Genomic DNA, 14,921 nt, shown 5'->3' on the forward strand with positions numbered 1-14,921 from the left:
AAGGAGCGGAAACGGCGAATCGGGGCGATCGAATCGACGGGGTGACGGGCGACGGAATGAGCAATGCCGGCCAGAAACGCCCGTGGCCTGAGAACGGACGCGCAGAGGCGATCGGTCCATCGCCTCTGTCTCAGTACTTCACCCACTCGTACTGTGCAGGCAGTACTGCGAGGGCGACGATGAGACCCGCAACCACAACGGCGCAACTGATCCCGACGGCTGTGTAGCTGGTTCGCTTCATCTTGATCCTGTCGCCAGGGGACACCCCCGCGCGGGACATGATGAGGACGGCGATGAGTGAGGACACCCATCCGAGAAGCGAAGCGCAGCCGAAAGATACTGTGATCGCGCTTTCGAGGGGTTCCCAGTACATTGCCTTCTCGAACGAGCCTCCCACCCAGATCAATCCGGCGAGGTTGAAGAATGCCGCGCCGCCCAGGCCCAGTCCAGCCCCGACAATGCTGACGAGGATGATTGATGTGATTCTCATTCGCCCGCCCTTGAGTGCTAGAAGGATTGGTGCCAGCGGTGAATTGTGTAGTAGAGCATCATTCGGTTTCTGCCGTACACCAGCGCTGAATCACCCGGTCCGTCGTACCACGAGCCGTTGTACCCGGTGCACATAGCCATGACTTGACTGGGGTTCATCTTGCGGAGGTCAGCCGGGGCCACTCCCATCTTCTTTTCTGCTTCGGCCATCATGTTCAGTGCAGCGAGACGGATTGCCGCTTGCTCGTCGTTGTGGATGGTCCTCCACATATCCCACACGTCTTGCCATTTGGTGGCGTCGTACGCACGGGTCGAAACGAGTCCCTTCGCCACGCCCCAGTTGTTGGCACGGATCCCGGTTCGAGCGAACATCTGGCATGGCCCCGTCGAGCTGTCATCGGGGAGTCCCGGAGGAGCGTTTCCCGTCAGCTCCAACGCCGAGTAGTAGGACGCTGTAGCGGCGTCCGCCGCGTCGTCATCCGCTCGGATGACCATTCCTTCCCAGATCAACGGGGTCATGATGAGCGCTTTGGGAACGTTGAGTATCGTGGCAATCTGGGTGATGTAGGCGTCGTGCGTCTGCACTCGGTTCTTGACGTTCTGACGGTTGAGCGGCATGAGTAGCTGTTGGGCGAGAGAGTCCTCGTGCTCGTAGCATTCCCTCCACCATTCCTCTTCGAAGGCGTTGAACTGAGAGGCCGGAATCTGCGGGTCGGGCGTCGTGCGCAGAGGCGGTGACACGGACCCGATGCCGTTGTCGCGTCCGGACACCACGTTTTTGTCGATCTCGATTCGGCCAGCTCCGGACCCGATCCAGATCGTCTGGATCTGGTCGAAAGCCCAGCTGGCGGGGAGCGGTTGACCCAGGTTGCCTGCGTATCCGGTCGACATGTCCGACACAAAGCTGCTCACTGCGAGGCCTTCGGAGACGAGTTTTCTGCATACGTCGCGCGGTCCGTACACCCCGATTCGGTACGTTCGGCCCGTCCGGCCCAGTCGTTGCTGGAGGCCTTGGAAGTAGGGGATGACTGCGCTCGTCACCTGCTGAGGTAGAGCATCGAAGTCGACGGAGAAGTAGATGATCGTATTGTTGGGTATTCCGTAGGCCCATGCGGAGATGGCCGCCTCTTCGCCCACTTGTTCGCCGCGCTTGTATGTGAAATGTTCGATCGCCCCGCCTCCTGTTTGAAACAGGGGGAACACCCTTCCGCCCGAAGCGAAGATGCGGTCGAGTTCTCCTTGCTTGATGCACTTGTCGAGTGTCTGATCTGGTGTGTTTGTGAGGTAGCGGCCGAAGTGGGTGTAGCCCGCGTTGCGGAGCGTGGTCAGACGCTCTGCCGTGATGGTCATGACACAGTCTGCTCCTGTTCCTGGACGATCAGGATCTCCAGTGCTCACGAGCAAGGATCCCCAGGTCTGCAGATTCGCAGTTCCGGTCACGGGGAGGCCGACGAAGGATTGAAAGTCACGGGTGTGACCTGCCGTGGTTGATGTATAGGTGGAGCTGAACGATGCCGGATATCCGTTGACGCGGAGCGCGAAGTGGAAGAGTCGTACGAAGTACGTATCCGCATCTACTGAACCAACGGATAGAGCAGCTTTCTGTTGCAAGCCGGTCTTCGTCCCAGGTCCGAAGTTCCCGTTGGCAACGCCGTCAGCCATCCCGATCTCGTATTGGATCGCGAACAGAAGCGATCGATGTGTATCACGGAGGAAGTAGCCGTCTGCAGGAACGAGGAAGTAGTCCCTCCGATTCACATATCGGGCGTTCATCGCTTGCTGGCCGGCCCGTATGACACTGTCTCCACCGGGCAGTAGTCGTGCCGCATCCATCGCGAGGAGGAACTTCACTAGCTTGGGCGGGATCTCGGCAAGGGTTCCCACCAAGCCGAGATCATCCCGCAAGCTTCGGACCGCCCCACTCATCGTGGAACTCCACACGCCAGTGAGGTTCCCGTTCCCTGCGTTGTAGCCCTTGCAGTACAAAGCGCCCTGAATGATCATGAGGATCTTTGAAGGGCCGGACGACGTGTTGGGATTCGACGCGGAGATAGTCCCGAACGCAGTGACTGCAGCGAGCGTACCCGGGCCGAAAGCATCCGAAAGGCTCGTGATCCCGAGCTCGCTCTGTAGCGCTCTGGTGAGACCATACATGGTCTGCCATCCGGACTGGCCGTCGACGGTGAGGATAGGGAATCCTGGCCGAAAACCATACTCATTGTTGTACCAGACCTGTGTCGCCTGAACCCAGGGGTCGCCCATTTGTCGATTTCCTTCCCGAATGATCTACGCGGCTACCCAGCGTTGGGCGCGGGGAGATAGGTGCTGAGCTGGGAACCGGACGTCGTCACCGGGTACTGCGAATGCTGGCCCGAAGAACGCAGTCCGAGCATGTCAGTCGGCGGCGTCAGCAGCACAGACGGGATGAGATCTTCGAATGGAGCCGGAACCGAGTCGGACTCCTCGGCGGAGAACTGCACCTCCACAGTGGCTCCTGGCGGCAGCTGCACCGTAGTGGCCAGTGTGAGTCGTGTGACACCACCCGATGAGCGTTCAGAGATGGAGGCACTCGCTGTCTCGGTTCCTTCGGGCACCGTCACCGTCGGTCGAGCGAGAACGTCCGCATAGTTCGCGACGACCTCAAGGCCCCCCGGGGCAGCGTTCGGTCCGACACTCGTCAACGTCATCCGCGCCGGGACGACGTCCTTCGCGTAGGAAACCCAATCGACGACGATCTCAACGCTCCAAGGGGCGCACGCCGCAAGGGTCGCCTCGACCGCAAACTCATCGACGACTGCCCCCGTGGCGTCCGTCAACGAGAGCGCTGTCGACGTAGCATCATCGATATTCTCAACGGGGTACAGGTTCAAGCTCTCGACCTGCAACACGATCTCACTCACATCCGCCCCCACTGATGTGGAGAAGACTCCGGCTTCACCGTGGACAAGGGCCAGCTCTCGTGTCTCCTCACCGATCACGCCGTAGGCCGGGCCGTGAACAGTGAAAAGCCGCGGATCCCACTGAGCTCGTAGCATCAGATGCTCTGACCTTTCGGCTAGTCCGAATCTGACAGGGAACGACGCGATCACCTCGTTCGACCATGCTGCATCGAAGTGCCGGGCTGTGGCGTGGGCAATATCCGTGGTCAGGAAGACCGTCGACGGAGCAGCAGAAGTTGGCGCCGCAAAAGGAGAGCTCAGCGGCCCGATACCTCCGCTGAGCACGTACGCAGACGCAACGGCCGCCCCCCGAAGTATCGTCCGACGTGTCACCACAAGAGCTCTCGGCATCTTCAGCCCTTCGGGGTCTCAATAGCGGTTTGACGATCACGGTGGCAATATCGCCAACGACCCGACGGTAGCAACTAGACGGTTACGCCGTCTGTCCGCCTTATGGGGGACAAATCGATGCCGGCGACCAGGATCACCGTCTCTGCGGGCCTGGGCGCGCGCGGCACGAACATCTGATCGGTCGCCCAGAGCTGGTTCGGCGCGGTCGCGGTGCGCGTCTTCGCGGGTCAAGGTTGGCTGCGAGGTGGCGACATCCGAAGGTGTTTTCTGTCCCCCTTTTGGCCTACAGACGCCGCGCGGTGCATATGGTAACGGTCAATTGAGGTCTAATCCTAGGTGCTTCCCCGGGTTTCAGTGTTGATTGACAGAACCCGAAACCTGCGATTATGTTTTGGGCATGAGTGGGAATCAAATAGCTGATATTTCACGACGTGCGATGCTTAAGCATGTCGGCGTCACGGTGGGGCTTGGTGCAGTGGTTGCGTTCTCGACGCTACCGCTCGGAGTCGGTCTCGCCTCCGCGGACACCGGAGGCGAAGGTGGCGTGAAACCCGACACGTCCGCGCGAGATCGACTCTCGGCGAGTATGCCAGGGTTCACTGACGTCGCCGGCGTTCATGCCGAGTATCTCGCCGCGATCGCGTCCTTCCCTTTCGCGCTCCCGGAGGGTGTCGAGTTCCCTTCGGCCTCTAAGCTACAAGAGTCCTCCACGGGTGAGATGTGGGAAAAGGGCATCGGTGAGGCTGAAGCCTATTTGTTCTGGCATGGAGCTATGGTCTCTGCTGCGCAGACGGCATCTGCTCGCGGCGACAGGGAAGAATCGAATCGACTTCTCAACGAGTTGAAATTCGCATACGGATCGAAGGCGCGCACTGCGATATGGGAGGACGACGGCCGAGCCTTCTCCTTGAGTCTTGGTCAAGCAGTTGAGGGAGATTTTGCGCCGCTCAGCACATTGGTGTCCTGACCTCTCCGGCTAGCGCTCCCGAGATTGAGGAAGATCGTAAGCAGCGTCTTGTCGCGACAGAAGATTTGAATGTGTCTGAGTTTCACCTTAAGAGAGATTCTAGTGGAGCTGGCGGGCGCTGCGTGAATGAGCGATTCGCCGGCTCTCGATAGGAGCAAAAATGGTTACACTAACTGGGCCTTCGTCCACCAACAACTCCACAAACTACGGAACATATCGTTCAATACGTGGGGCTGCGTACGCCAAACTGGACGACGTCTCTTTTAATGATGGGCAGCCGTTCAGTACGTTCTGGATGGACTTCCAGCTAGTGGACAGCAGTGGTGTCGTTCACTACAAAGGTCGTTTGCACAGGACCTGGGGGCAACCCACCAGTTTCACCCAGCTAGCGGGAGGAAACGGCGCACAGTGGGCCAGTCTTCGTGTGCGAATCGCGAACTCCTACATGACATATGGCAACGGCTCTATTTGCACCGGATGCGCGTACACCTGGACTGGCCAATTGACCTGGAGCTAGAAATTCTTGCCCTGACTCTCCTTGCTACCCTTCGTGCTCAGGAGATCTCTTTGTGAGTGTCGGATCCTGAGTTCGGCGGCCCCGTGAGCGTCAGCAGCGTCGCCTCAGGACGGCACGCGAAGCGCACGGGGGCGTAGATCGAGTGGCCGCAGCCGGCGCTGACGTTCAGCGGCACGGTGCGGTGGTCGTGCGTCCACGTGCTCAGGCCCTTCGCCTGCTTCAGCGGGATGTCGCAGTTCGCGACCAGAGCGCCGAAGCCGGGTAGGCACACCTGACCGCCGTGCGTGTGTCCGCCGAAGATCGCATCGGCACCGAGGTCGGTGAAGCCGTTGAGCACGCGCTGGTAGGGGGCGTGCGTCACGCCGAGAACCGAGGCTCCGGCATCCCTCGGGCCGAGGGCGCCGATCGCGTCGGGGAGCACATCGAGGCGGTCCCAGTCGCGGTGCGCGTCGCTCACGCCGAAGAGGTCGACGGTCTCGCCGCCGACGGTCAGGCGTGCGGCGGCGTTGTTCAGATCGGTCCAGCCGAGCTCGTCGGTGAAGAAGCGGTCCATCGCCGCGGTGTCGAGCAACGGCGACTTCTGGTGCTTCTTCGAGGGGCCCATGAAGTATCGGAACGGATTGCGCGGAGAGGGCTCCGTGACGTCGTTCGACCCGTGCACGAAGACGCCGGGGATGCCTGCGAACGGCTCGAACGCACGGCGGATGCCGTCGAGTCCGTCCCGGTGCCCGAGATTGTCGCCCGTGTTCACGATGAGGTCGGGCTTCAGCTGGGCGAGTGAGGCCAGCCAGTCCTGCTTGCGGTGCTGCCAGGGCGCCATGTGCGCATCGGAGATGTGCAGCACGCGCAGCGGAGCGGAGCCCGGAGCGAGCGCGGATGCCGTCGCCTCCCGCACCGTGAAGAGGTAGCGTTCGATGCCGGTGCCCCAGACCGCGGCGGCAGCGCCAGCGGCCCCCACCGCGCCGAGCGCGATGAGGGCCGGGTGGACCGTGCGAGATGACGTCACTGGCACGAGACCTGGATCGTTGCGCTCTTGTTCGCCGCGGTGCCCGCTGCGGGGTTGGTGCTCGTCACCTTCGCGTTGGGCGGGTTGCAGCTGTTGTCGAACGCCACGGCGCTGAATCCGGCGCCGAACAGCGTATTCTGCGCATCTGATCTCGATTGCCCGATTACCGCCGCCGGCACGGTCGCGCCTTGGCCGTTGCTCGGGGAGAGCGTGATGGGGGTGCCCGTCGCGGCCTGACCGGAGGGGTTCTGCGCGGCGACGACGTTCGCGGGCAGATCGCTGTCGACAGGAGAGCCGACCGTAGCGCTGAATCCTGCCTCGTCGAGGATCGCCGTGGCCTCCTCGATCGACTTGCCCACCACGTTCGGGACGTCGCTCTGCACCTGGCGGGTGAGCTTGGTGTCGGGCTTCGGGAAGGCATCGCCTCCGTACACGGCATTGGCCGCGGTCTGGATGGCCTTCGCCAACGGATAGCGGATGTTGTTCAGCTGAGTCCCGTTCGCCGAGAGCTTCTGCAGCGGCACCAGACCCGTGATGTTTCCGACCCAGACGGCCGTCGCGACCTTCGAGCTCGACTCCACCAGCATGGTGTGCTCCGCCTCGGCGGTTCCCGTCTTGCCGAAGACGGGAATGCCATCGTTGGGCCGTGCCCTCGCGCCCGTGCCGCCGTTCATGACGCCGCTGAGCGCGTACGCCGCGGTCGCCGCGACCTCGGGTGCGATCACCGGAGTGCACTTGGTCTCGGGGATCTTCTTCTCCAGCCCGTCGGCTCCGACGACGCGGTCGATGGCCTTCGGCTCGCAGAAGGTGCCGTTGTTGGCGACCGCAGCGTAAGCGCCGGCCATCTGGAGCGGCGCGATGCTCTTCGATCCGAGCACCGTCGCGAACGGGGAGTACGGCGAGTCGTTCGGGCCTGCCTTCTCGGACACCGACGTGCCGTTGCCCCAATGCACCCCGAGGCTGGTCGCGACGTCATTGATGTCGCACAGATCGAGCTGCTGAGCCATGGCGAGGAAGCCGGTGTTGAGCGACTGGGCGGTGAACTTGGCCACACTGCTCACGGAGCCGCCGCCGTTGCCGAAGTTTCCGATCGGGGTCTTGTTCGGGACCTTGTCGCCGCAGACGGTGAAGGGGTTGAAGACCCTCACACGGCCGTCGAGCACCTGATTGACGGACTTGCCCTTGTTCAGCCAGTCGAGCAGGGTGAACAGCTTGTAGGTGGAGCCGGGCTGGAAGCCGTCTCCACCACCGTGGGCCTTGTCAGCCGCGAAGACGATCGAGGTCTCACCTGTCTCCAGGGGAACATCCGCCTCATTGAATGCCGTGTTCTGCGCCATGGCCAGGATACGTCCCGTGTTCACCTCGACGGAGACGCCGGCGCCGCCGAGGAGGATGCCGGGGAGGGTCTGCGGAACCTGCGCGTGCACGGCGTCGATCGCCGGCTGCTGCACGTTCATGTCGAGCGTGGTGTAGATCTGCATGCCGCCGCGTCGGAGGTTGGCCTTGCGCTCCTCGTCGGTGGCGCCGAACGCCGGGTCGCTCTCGATGACCTTCTTCACGTACTGGCAGAAGTAGGCGTTGGGGCCCGCCGTGCTGCAGCCCTGGGTGGTCGTCTTGATCGCGGGGGTGATCGGGGTCGCGTGGGCCTCGTCGTACTGGGCCTGCGTGATCTTGCCGTCGATGAGCATGCGCTCGAGCACGTAGTTACGGCGCGTCAGGGTGTCCTTGTAGCCGTCCTCCGCGCTGTTGTGCGCGACGCCGTCGCTCTTGGTCGTGTAGGTGCCAGCGGGCAGATCGATGCGAAGCGTGTTGGGCTCCTGCACCATGCCGGCGATGGTCGCAGCCTCGGCGATGGTGAGGTTCGCCGCCGACTTCGAGAAGTAGCGGTTCGCGGCGGCCTCGATGCCGTAGACCTGTCCGCCGAAGCTGGAGATGTTCAGGTATCCGAGCAGGATGTCGTTCTTCGAGTAGTCCTTCTCGATCTGCAGGGCATAGCGCATCTCGCGCAGCTTGCGCTCGATGCCCTCACTGCCCGAGGCGACCGCGTAGTTCATCCAGCACTGCTGGACCTGGGCCTGATAGTCGTCCGCAGCGGTGTCGACCTTCTGCTCGCACTCCTGGATCTGCACGTTCTTCACGTACTGCTGCGTGATGGTCGAGGCGCCGCGGTCGGTGGAGCCCACGACGTTGCCGAAGGCCGCCTTGATGGTCGCGCCGAGGTTCACTCCGCCGTGGGAGTAGAAGTTCTTGTCCTCGCTGGAGAGGATGGCGTCGTACATCACCGGGGCGACCTGGTCGTACGCGACCGGGATGCGGTTCTGCTCGTAGAACGACGCCAGGGCGACCGGGTTGCCGTCGGTGCCCTTGGCGTAGATGGTCGACTGCTCCATGGGGGCGTTGACCTTGAGGTTCTCGGGGAGATCCTCGAAGAGGGTGAGGGCCTTGGAACCGGTGATGCCCGTCATTGCGAGGACGGGGGTGGCGCTGGCCGTGACGAGGAGGCCGGCTACGACGCTGAGTCCGACGAGCCCGAGAAGGCCGCCGAGCACGCTCTTCACCGTGCGATTCTGTTGGGGCATACGCTTGATCGTAGGGGAGTTCCCTGAATACCGCCTTTGACGCGATACGGCACGGATGCCGTCAGAACGAGGAGTGCCATGACCACGTGGGAGTACCTGACCACGCCGCTGCTGATCCACAACACGGCGGCGATCCTGAACAACTGGGGCAAGCAGGGCTGGGAGCTCGTGCAGGTCGTGCAGGGCCCAGAGGGAGGGCTCGTCGCCTACCTCAAGCGTCCTGTGACGGCGGACGCCTCGGCGAACGCCGGTCTGGCCGCCGCGGCCGAGGCCGCCCGCCAGTTCGAGGGAGGCACGGCATGACCGTCTCCGCCCGTCTCGCCGAGCTCGGCATCGAGCTCCCCGCCGTCGCGGCGCCCGTCGCGTCGTACGTCCCCGCCGTGGTGCACGCGGGCCTCGTCTACACCTCGGGTCAGCTGCCCTTCTCGGGCGGGGCGCTGCCGACGACCGGAAAGGTCGGCGCGGAGGTCACCGCCGAAGACGCGAACCTCTATGCGCGCACGTGCGCGCTGAACGCGCTCGCGGCCGCCGCGGATGCCGCGGGCGGCGTCGACCGCATCGCCGGCGTGCTGAAGCTCGGCGGCTTCGTCGCCTCCACTCCGGAGTTCACCGGCCAGCCCGGCGTCATCAACGGCGCGAGCGAGGTGCTGGGCGAGATCTTCGGCGAGGCCGGCCGCCACGCGCGTGCAGCGGTGGGCGTCCCGGTGCTGCCCCTGGACAGCCCCGTCGAGGTCGAGGTCGTCTTCATCCTCGCCTGACGGCATCCGGCATCCTGACAGAAAGAGAACGCCCCTCCTGAGCTTTCAGGAGGGGCGTTCTCTTTCCGTTCGGTTACTTCACCTGCGCGGAGATGATGCTCATGACGGCGGTGTCGGCCAGCGTCGTGGTGTCTCCGACCTCGCGACCCTCCGCGACGTCGCGCAGCAGGCGGCGCATGATCTTTCCGGAGCGGGTCTTGGGCAGCTCGCCGACGATGTAGACGTCGCGCGGACGGGCGATCGCGCCGATCTGCTCACCCACCCACAGCCGCAGCTGCTGCGCGAGCCCCGCCGCATCGTGCGCGGCGAGGTAGCTCTCCTTGATGATCACGAAGGCGACGACAGCCTGACCAGTGGTCTCGTCGGACGCTCCGACCACCGCAGCCTCGGCCGTGGCCTCATGGGCCACCAGCGACGACTCGATCTCGGCGGTGGAGAGGCGGTGACCCGACACGTTCATCACGTCGTCCACCCGGCCGAGCAGCCACAGGTCTCCGTCGTCGTCGAGGCGGGCGCCGTCGCCGGCGAAGTAGTACCCCTCGTCCTCGAACTTCTCCCAGTACGTCTCGCGGTAGCGCTCGGGGTCGCCCCAGATGCCGCGCAGCATGCTGGGCCACGGTTCGGTGATGACCAGCAGGCCGCCGTTGCCGTTGCCGACTTCGACGCCCGACTCGTCGACCACGTCGATCGTGATGCCGGGCAGGGGAACCTGGGCGGAACCGGGCTTGGTCGCGGTCACCCCGGGCAGGGCGGACACCATGATCGCGCCGGTCTCGGTCTGCCACCAGGTGTCGACGATGGGGGTCGTTCCGGCGCCGATCACCTCGCGGTACCACATCCACGCCTCGGGGTTGATGGGCTCGCCCACCGAGCCGAGCAGACGCAGCGACGACAGGTCGAACTTCGCGGGGATCGCGCGGCCGATCTTCATGAAGGAGCGGATGGCGGTCGGCGCCGTGTAGAAGATCGAGACCTTGTGCTTCTCGATGATCTCCCACCAGCGACCCGGGTGCGGAGCATCCGGCGTGCCCTCGTACAGCACCTGGGTTGCGCCGTTGGCGAGGGGACCGTAGGCCACGTAGCTGTGCCCGGTGATCCAGCCGATGTCGGCGGTGCACCAGAAGACGTCTGTCTCGGGGTGCAGGTCGAACACGTACTTGTGCGAGTAGGCGACCTGGGTCAGGTAGCCGCCCGAGGTGTGCAGGATGCCCTTCGGCTTGCCGGTGGTCCCCGACGTGTAGAGGATGAACAGCGGGTTCTCCGCGGGGAAGGCCTGGGCCTCGTGCTCTGCGGATGCCGCAGGCACGACGTCGTGCCACCAGATGTCGCGGTCGTCGTTCCAGTCGACGTCGTTGCCGCCGCGCTTGACGACGAGCACGTGCTCGACCGTCTGCTGCTCCCCGTCGCCGCGGTCGGCGAGCGCCTGGTCGACGGCGGGCTTCAGCGCGGAGACCTTGCCCTTGCGGTAGCCGCCGTCCGCGGTGATGACGAGCTTGGCTCCGGCGTCGTCGATGCGGGAGCGGAGGCTGTCGGCGCTGAAGCCGCCGAAGACGACGGAGTGGATCGCGCCGAGTCGGGCGACCGCGAGCATCGCCGCGATCGCCTCGGGGATCATCGGGAGGTAGATGGCGACGCGGTCGCCGTGGACGATGCCGAGCCCTTCCAGGACGTTCGCCACGCGCTTGACCTCGTCGGTCAGCTCCGCGTACGTGATCGACCGGGAGTCGCCGGGCTCGCCCTCCCAGTGCAGGGCGACGCGGTCTCCGTTGCCCGCCTCCACGTGGCGGTCGAGGCAGTTGTAAGCGACGTTGAGCTCGCCGTCGTCGAACCACTTCGCGAACGGCGGCGTCGACCAGTCCAGGACCTGCGTGAACGGCGTGTGCCAGTGCAGCAGCTCGCGCGACTGTCCTGCCCAGAACGCCTCGCGATCGGCCGCTGCGCTCTCGTACAGAGCGGGGGAGGAGATGGACTGCGCCACGAACTCCTCGGACGGCGGGAACTGGCGGGTCTCATCGAGAAGATGGTCGATCTGGCTGCTCATCGGCAGGCGCTCCTTTGCGGCAAAGCTGTCGTGCACGGCACGGCGGTGGGCGGCACGTTCAGGTCAACGAGAATCTAGTCTCGCGCATCTGCACCGCATACTGCCGAAAGTCGGTACTCGCCCTGGTTTTGTCAGGACGGTCGCCTTGCGTACACTCGACCACAGCCGAATTCTCATTCCGGCCTTGGCGTGCCAGATTCCCCCGATCGAGTGCCGCCGTGGGCGGCATCTCGTTCCCCCCGCGAGGTGCCGCCCTTCTTCGTTTGGGAGCGCTCCCTCGTCAAGGTGGTCTTCTCTGCACCGATGCGTGTTCGGAGCAGTTGTGCACAGCTGCCGGGGATGCGACCTCTCGGGCGATCTGCGGGTGCGACCACAGCCCTAGCGTCGGGGCATGAGCGATCCCTTCATCATCCGTCCACGCGGCGTCGAGCGGCACGGTGCGGTCGCAGCGTCCACGCCTGCCGGTCCGCTGGTCGTCGATCCGCGGTTCGGTCCGCTCGTCGAGTACTGCGTCGACGAGGAGGTCACCGACATCTTCGTCAACGGCGCATCCGGCCTCTTCGTCGATCGCGGACGGGGAGCGGAGGCCGCACCAGGATGGGCGGCATCCGAACGCGAGGTCCGCGATCTCGCCGTCGGGCTCGTGGGGCTCGGAGGCAGGCACCTCGACGACCAAGCGCCCTGCGTCGACGTGCGCCTCGACTCCGGCATCCGCGTCCATGCGGTGCTCGCCCCCGTCTCGACGTCGGGCACGGCGCTGTCGATCCGCATCCCTCGTGTGCGTGCGGCCGATCTCGACGCCCTCGCGGCGCTCGGCGCCTTCGACGCCCGGCTGCAGGCGTGGCTGCTGCGGCTCGTCCACGAACGAGCCAACATCCTCATCACCGGAGGCACCGGCACCGGAAAGACCACGCTGCTGTCCGCGCTGCTCGCCGCCGTACCGGAGACGGAGCGGATCGTCACGATCGAAGACGTCGCGGAGCTCCGCCCTCGGCATCCTCACCACGTCGCCCTCGAGGCGCGACAGGCCAATCTCGAGGGGGCGGGCGGTATCAGCCTCGCCAGGCTCGTGCGGGAGTCGCTGCGGATGCGCCCCGACCGACTCGTGGTCGGCGAGTGCCGCGGCGAAGAGGTGCGCGAGCTCCTCACCGCCCTGAACACCGGGCACGACGGCGGGGCGGGAACCCTGCACGCCAGCGGGTTGAGCGATGTGCCCGCGCGGCTGGAGGCGCTGGGCGCTCTCGCCGGGATGGACGCCACCGCCCTGGCGAGGCAGACGGTCAGCGCGTTCACGGTCGTCCTGCATCTGGCGAGGGCGCCGGGCGGTGCCAGGCGCATCGCGCAGACGGGGAGATTCCTCATGAAAGATGATCGTCTCGACATCGAAGAGGTCATCCCGTGGTGAGGCTGCGGCGCAGGCGCCCCGTCGACACAGGGGCGGATGCCGCGACCTCCGTGCAGACCCTCGCGGTGCTGCTCCAGGCCGGAGCGGTTCCGCTCGTCGCCTGGAGGCACCTTGCGGAGACGGGCGACGCGCATGCGGCCGCCGTGGTGGCGAGGACGGACGAGGGCACTCCGCTCGTCGCGGCGATCGAGGCGGAGGGAGGGGCGTGGCTCGATCTCGCCGCCGCCTGGGAGATCGCGACCACCGTAGGGGCGCCGCTGGCCGAGGTGCTGCGGATGATCGCGGAGACGCTGCGCGATGCGGCATCGGCCGCCGACGATGTGCGGATCGCGCTCGCCGAGCCCGCCGGCACCGCGAGGCTCCTGCTCCTCATGCCGCTGGCCGGACTCCTGCTCGGATTCGCCCTCGGCTTCGACACCGTGGGCGTGATCGTCGGCACTCCGATCGGCGCGGCGTGCGTCGCGGCGGGTCTGCTGCTGATGCTCGCCGCGCGCACGTGGACGAAACGGCTCCTCGAGCGGGCGAAGCCGGCACCCGGGACGCCGGGCATGGAGGCTGAGCTCGTCGCAGTGGCGCTGGCAGGCGGGGCCTCGGTAGAGCGCGCACTGAAGCTGGTGTCCGAGAGTCCCGCCTCGCGCCACGGCGGTCGCGACCGCATCGACACGGTGCTCGCGCTGTCGCGCGCCGCCGGTGTCCCGGCCGGCGAGCTGCTGCGGGCGTCGGCCGCCCAGGATCGTCACCAGGCGCGGATCGCCGGTCGGCTGCGCGCTGCGGCTCTGTCCACCAGGCTGCTGATCCCGCTGGGCGTGTGCTCTCTGCCCGCCTTCATGCTCCTCGGCGTGGCGCCGCTGCTGCTGAGCGTGCTCACGACGACGTCGCTCTCCCTGTGAACGACAGGGACCACACAGAAAGAAAGGAACACCATGACCACCATCCCTCCTCTCACCCGTCGCCGCGCTGCGCAGCTGTTCGGCGACGACACCGGAGCCGCGACCGCCGAGTACGTCATCACGACGATGGCCGCCGTCGCATTCGCGGGCGCACTCATCTTCGTCCTGCGCTCCGACGAGGTGCGCGGCATCCTCACCGACATGGTGCGCCGGTCGTTGACGGTGTCGTGATGTCTCGTCGCCTCGGCGCCGGCTGCGATCGCGGATCCGTCGCCGCCGAACTCGCCCTCGCTCTGCCCGCGGTCGTCCTCACGATCCTGCTCGGTGCGGGAGCCCTGAGCGCCGCTGCGCGCCAGGTGTCGCTGCAGGATGCCGCAGCCGACGCCGCACGAATCCTCGGCCGCGGAGAGGGGGCCGGAGCCGCGGCCGGAGCGGTGACCGCTGCTGTTCCCGGTGCGGGGGTCGCCAGCCGCGACGACGGCGGACTGGTCTGCGTCACCGCGAGCGTCGACGTCGCGATCGGCGGCGTCCTCACACTGCCGATGCGCGCGTCGAGCTGTGCCCTGAGTGGCGGCCTCTGATGGCGGGTTCGGCGCTGGCCGCCGGCGTCCTCGTCGTCACGGCCGGGCTGTCTCTCGGACTCGCCGCCGTCGGCGGGGCGGCCGTGACGGCGCAGCGCGCGGCCGGTGCAGCCGACGCGGCGGCGCTCGCGGCGGCGGATGCAGCCTCCGGCGCCGTCGCGGCGTCGGAGGAGCCCTGCGCCCTCGCCGCGCGCGTCGCGGCGGCCTCCGATGCTGTGCTCACCGCGTGCGTCCTGGAGGGGCTCGTGGCGACCGTCCAGGTCGAGGCGGCGTACGCTGGACTCGCTGCCGTCTCCCGAGCCCGAGCAGGGCCACCCGAGGGGAGTTGACGGCGGAACGTACACGAACCACTGCGACGAACCCATCGCGGTGGTGTGTATGGTGTGCTTCGAAGAAAG

The 14,921-nt window shown here is 65.8% G+C and carries 14 protein-coding genes; 8 read left to right on the plus strand and 6 right to left on the minus strand.

Annotation, left to right across the window (positions count from 1 at the left end; all coding sequences use genetic code 11):
• Positions 1-130: 130 nt before the first annotated feature.
• The 3 genes from ACFVRO_RS08840 to ACFVRO_RS08850 are packed head-to-tail and all read right to left on the minus strand — an operon-like array spanning position 131 to position 3,779.
• Positions 131-490 carry a hypothetical protein gene (locus ACFVRO_RS08840; RefSeq protein WP_386951416.1) on the minus strand — a complete coding sequence of 120 codons (360 nt, stop codon included), beginning with the start codon at positions 488-490 and terminating at the stop codon, positions 131-133.
• Positions 491-507: 17 nt separating this feature from the next.
• On the minus strand, positions 508-2,751 hold the full coding sequence (locus ACFVRO_RS08845; protein WP_386951419.1) for a glycoside hydrolase domain-containing protein: 2,244 nt from the start codon (positions 2,749-2,751) through the stop codon (positions 508-510).
• A gap of 32 nt (positions 2,752-2,783) precedes the next feature.
• Entirely contained in the window at positions 2,784-3,779 is a 996-nt protein-coding gene (locus tag ACFVRO_RS08850; RefSeq protein WP_386951421.1) for a hypothetical protein, read from the minus strand.
• 397 nt (positions 3,780-4,176) lie between these two features.
• Between ACFVRO_RS08850 and ACFVRO_RS08855 the strand changes: the two genes are divergently transcribed.
• Positions 4,177-4,746, plus strand: coding sequence for a hypothetical protein (locus tag ACFVRO_RS08855; RefSeq protein ID WP_386951424.1), 570 nt, complete (start codon positions 4,177-4,179; stop codon positions 4,744-4,746).
• A 554-nt stretch (positions 4,747-5,300) separates the two neighbouring features.
• Here ACFVRO_RS08855 and ACFVRO_RS08860 read toward each other — a convergent pair.
• Together ACFVRO_RS08860 and ACFVRO_RS08865 are read right to left on the minus strand one after the other, a co-directional pair.
• Positions 5,301-6,269 (minus strand): metallophosphoesterase, encoded by a 969-nt coding sequence (locus ACFVRO_RS08860; RefSeq protein ID WP_386951427.1) that lies wholly within the window; start codon positions 6,267-6,269, stop codon positions 5,301-5,303.
• Positions 6,266-8,848 carry a transglycosylase domain-containing protein gene (locus tag ACFVRO_RS08865; RefSeq protein ID WP_386951428.1) on the minus strand — a complete coding sequence of 861 codons (2,583 nt, stop codon included), beginning with the start codon at positions 8,846-8,848 and terminating at the stop codon, positions 6,266-6,268. Before ACFVRO_RS08865 ends, ACFVRO_RS08860 begins: the two co-directional genes overlap by 4 nt.
• Before the next feature lie 78 nt (positions 8,849-8,926).
• Here ACFVRO_RS08865 and ACFVRO_RS08870 point away from each other — a divergent pair, with 78 nt between their 5' ends.
• Together ACFVRO_RS08870 and ACFVRO_RS08875 are read left to right on the plus strand one after the other, a co-directional pair.
• The gene (locus ACFVRO_RS08870) at positions 8,927-9,151 is read left to right on the plus strand and encodes a hypothetical protein (RefSeq protein ID WP_386951431.1); all 225 of its coding nucleotides are present in this window, start codon (positions 8,927-8,929) and stop codon (positions 9,149-9,151) included.
• Positions 9,148-9,606 carry a RidA family protein gene (locus ACFVRO_RS08875; RefSeq protein ID WP_341941515.1) on the plus strand — a complete coding sequence of 153 codons (459 nt, stop codon included), beginning with the start codon at positions 9,148-9,150 and terminating at the stop codon, positions 9,604-9,606. The genes ACFVRO_RS08870 and ACFVRO_RS08875 overlap by 4 nt, the downstream gene beginning before the upstream one ends.
• 73 nt (positions 9,607-9,679) lie before the next feature.
• On the opposite strand, the gene acs is transcribed toward ACFVRO_RS08875, so the two are convergent.
• Entirely contained in the window at positions 9,680-11,647 is a 1,968-nt protein-coding gene (acs, locus tag ACFVRO_RS08880) for an acetate--CoA ligase (protein ID WP_386951434.1), read from the minus strand.
• A 391-nt stretch (positions 11,648-12,038) separates the two neighbouring features.
• Here acs and ACFVRO_RS08885 point away from each other — a divergent pair, with 391 nt between their 5' ends.
• From ACFVRO_RS08885 to ACFVRO_RS08905, 5 genes are read left to right on the plus strand one after another with little or no spacing between them, the layout of a single operon-like run.
• Entirely contained in the window at positions 12,039-13,052 is a 1,014-nt protein-coding gene (locus ACFVRO_RS08885; RefSeq protein WP_386951437.1) for a TadA family conjugal transfer-associated ATPase, read from the plus strand.
• Positions 13,046-13,942: a type II secretion system F family protein gene (locus tag ACFVRO_RS08890; protein WP_105674081.1), complete on the plus strand. Its 897-nt coding sequence runs from the start codon at positions 13,046-13,048 to the stop codon at positions 13,940-13,942. The genes ACFVRO_RS08885 and ACFVRO_RS08890 overlap by 7 nt, the downstream gene beginning before the upstream one ends.
• Positions 13,943-13,975: 33 nt before the next feature.
• Positions 13,976-14,173, plus strand: coding sequence for a DUF4244 domain-containing protein (locus tag ACFVRO_RS08895; RefSeq protein WP_105674079.1), 198 nt, complete (start codon positions 13,976-13,978; stop codon positions 14,171-14,173).
• On the plus strand, positions 14,173-14,523 hold the full coding sequence (locus ACFVRO_RS08900; RefSeq protein WP_386951439.1) for a TadE family type IV pilus minor pilin: 351 nt from the start codon (positions 14,173-14,175) through the stop codon (positions 14,521-14,523). Before ACFVRO_RS08895 ends, ACFVRO_RS08900 begins: the two co-directional genes overlap by 1 nt.
• Positions 14,523-14,852 (plus strand): helicase, encoded by a 330-nt coding sequence (locus ACFVRO_RS08905; protein ID WP_386951441.1) that lies wholly within the window; start codon positions 14,523-14,525, stop codon positions 14,850-14,852. Before ACFVRO_RS08900 ends, ACFVRO_RS08905 begins: the two co-directional genes overlap by 1 nt.
• The last annotated feature ends 69 nt before the right edge of the window (positions 14,853-14,921 follow it).

Origin of the sequence: Microbacterium sp. NPDC057944 (assembly GCF_042887445.1) — a bacterium.
GTDB lineage: Bacteria > Actinomycetota > Actinomycetes > Actinomycetales > Microbacteriaceae > Microbacterium > Microbacterium natoriense.

What these genes read in the sequence shown, in the direction of transcription:
- acs (WP_386951434.1), bottom strand. Translation starts at nt 11,647, where the DNA reads ATGAGCAGCCAGATCGACCATCTTCTCGATGAGACCCGCCAGTTCCCG.
- ACFVRO_RS08845 (WP_386951419.1), bottom strand. Translation starts at nt 2,751, where the DNA reads ATGGGCGACCCCTGGGTTCAGGCGACACAGGTCTGGTACAACAATGAG.
- ACFVRO_RS08905 (WP_386951441.1), top strand. Translation starts at nt 14,523, where the DNA reads ATGGCGGGTTCGGCGCTGGCCGCCGGCGTCCTCGTCGTCACGGCCGGG.
- ACFVRO_RS08870 (WP_386951431.1), top strand. Translation starts at nt 8,927, where the DNA reads ATGACCACGTGGGAGTACCTGACCACGCCGCTGCTGATCCACAACACG.
- ACFVRO_RS08885 (WP_386951437.1), top strand. Translation starts at nt 12,039, where the DNA reads ATGAGCGATCCCTTCATCATCCGTCCACGCGGCGTCGAGCGGCACGGT.
- ACFVRO_RS08850 (WP_386951421.1), bottom strand. Translation starts at nt 3,779, where the DNA reads ATGCCGAGAGCTCTTGTGGTGACACGTCGGACGATACTTCGGGGGGCG.
- ACFVRO_RS08875 (WP_341941515.1), top strand. Translation starts at nt 9,148, where the DNA reads ATGACCGTCTCCGCCCGTCTCGCCGAGCTCGGCATCGAGCTCCCCGCC.
- ACFVRO_RS08895 (WP_105674079.1), top strand. Translation starts at nt 13,976, where the DNA reads ATGACCACCATCCCTCCTCTCACCCGTCGCCGCGCTGCGCAGCTGTTC.
- ACFVRO_RS08840 (WP_386951416.1), bottom strand. Translation starts at nt 490, where the DNA reads ATGAGAATCACATCAATCATCCTCGTCAGCATTGTCGGGGCTGGACTG.
- ACFVRO_RS08900 (WP_386951439.1), top strand. Translation starts at nt 14,173, where the DNA reads ATGTCTCGTCGCCTCGGCGCCGGCTGCGATCGCGGATCCGTCGCCGCC.
- ACFVRO_RS08855 (WP_386951424.1), top strand. Translation starts at nt 4,177, where the DNA reads ATGAGTGGGAATCAAATAGCTGATATTTCACGACGTGCGATGCTTAAG.
- ACFVRO_RS08865 (WP_386951428.1), bottom strand. Translation starts at nt 8,848, where the DNA reads ATGCCCCAACAGAATCGCACGGTGAAGAGCGTGCTCGGCGGCCTTCTC.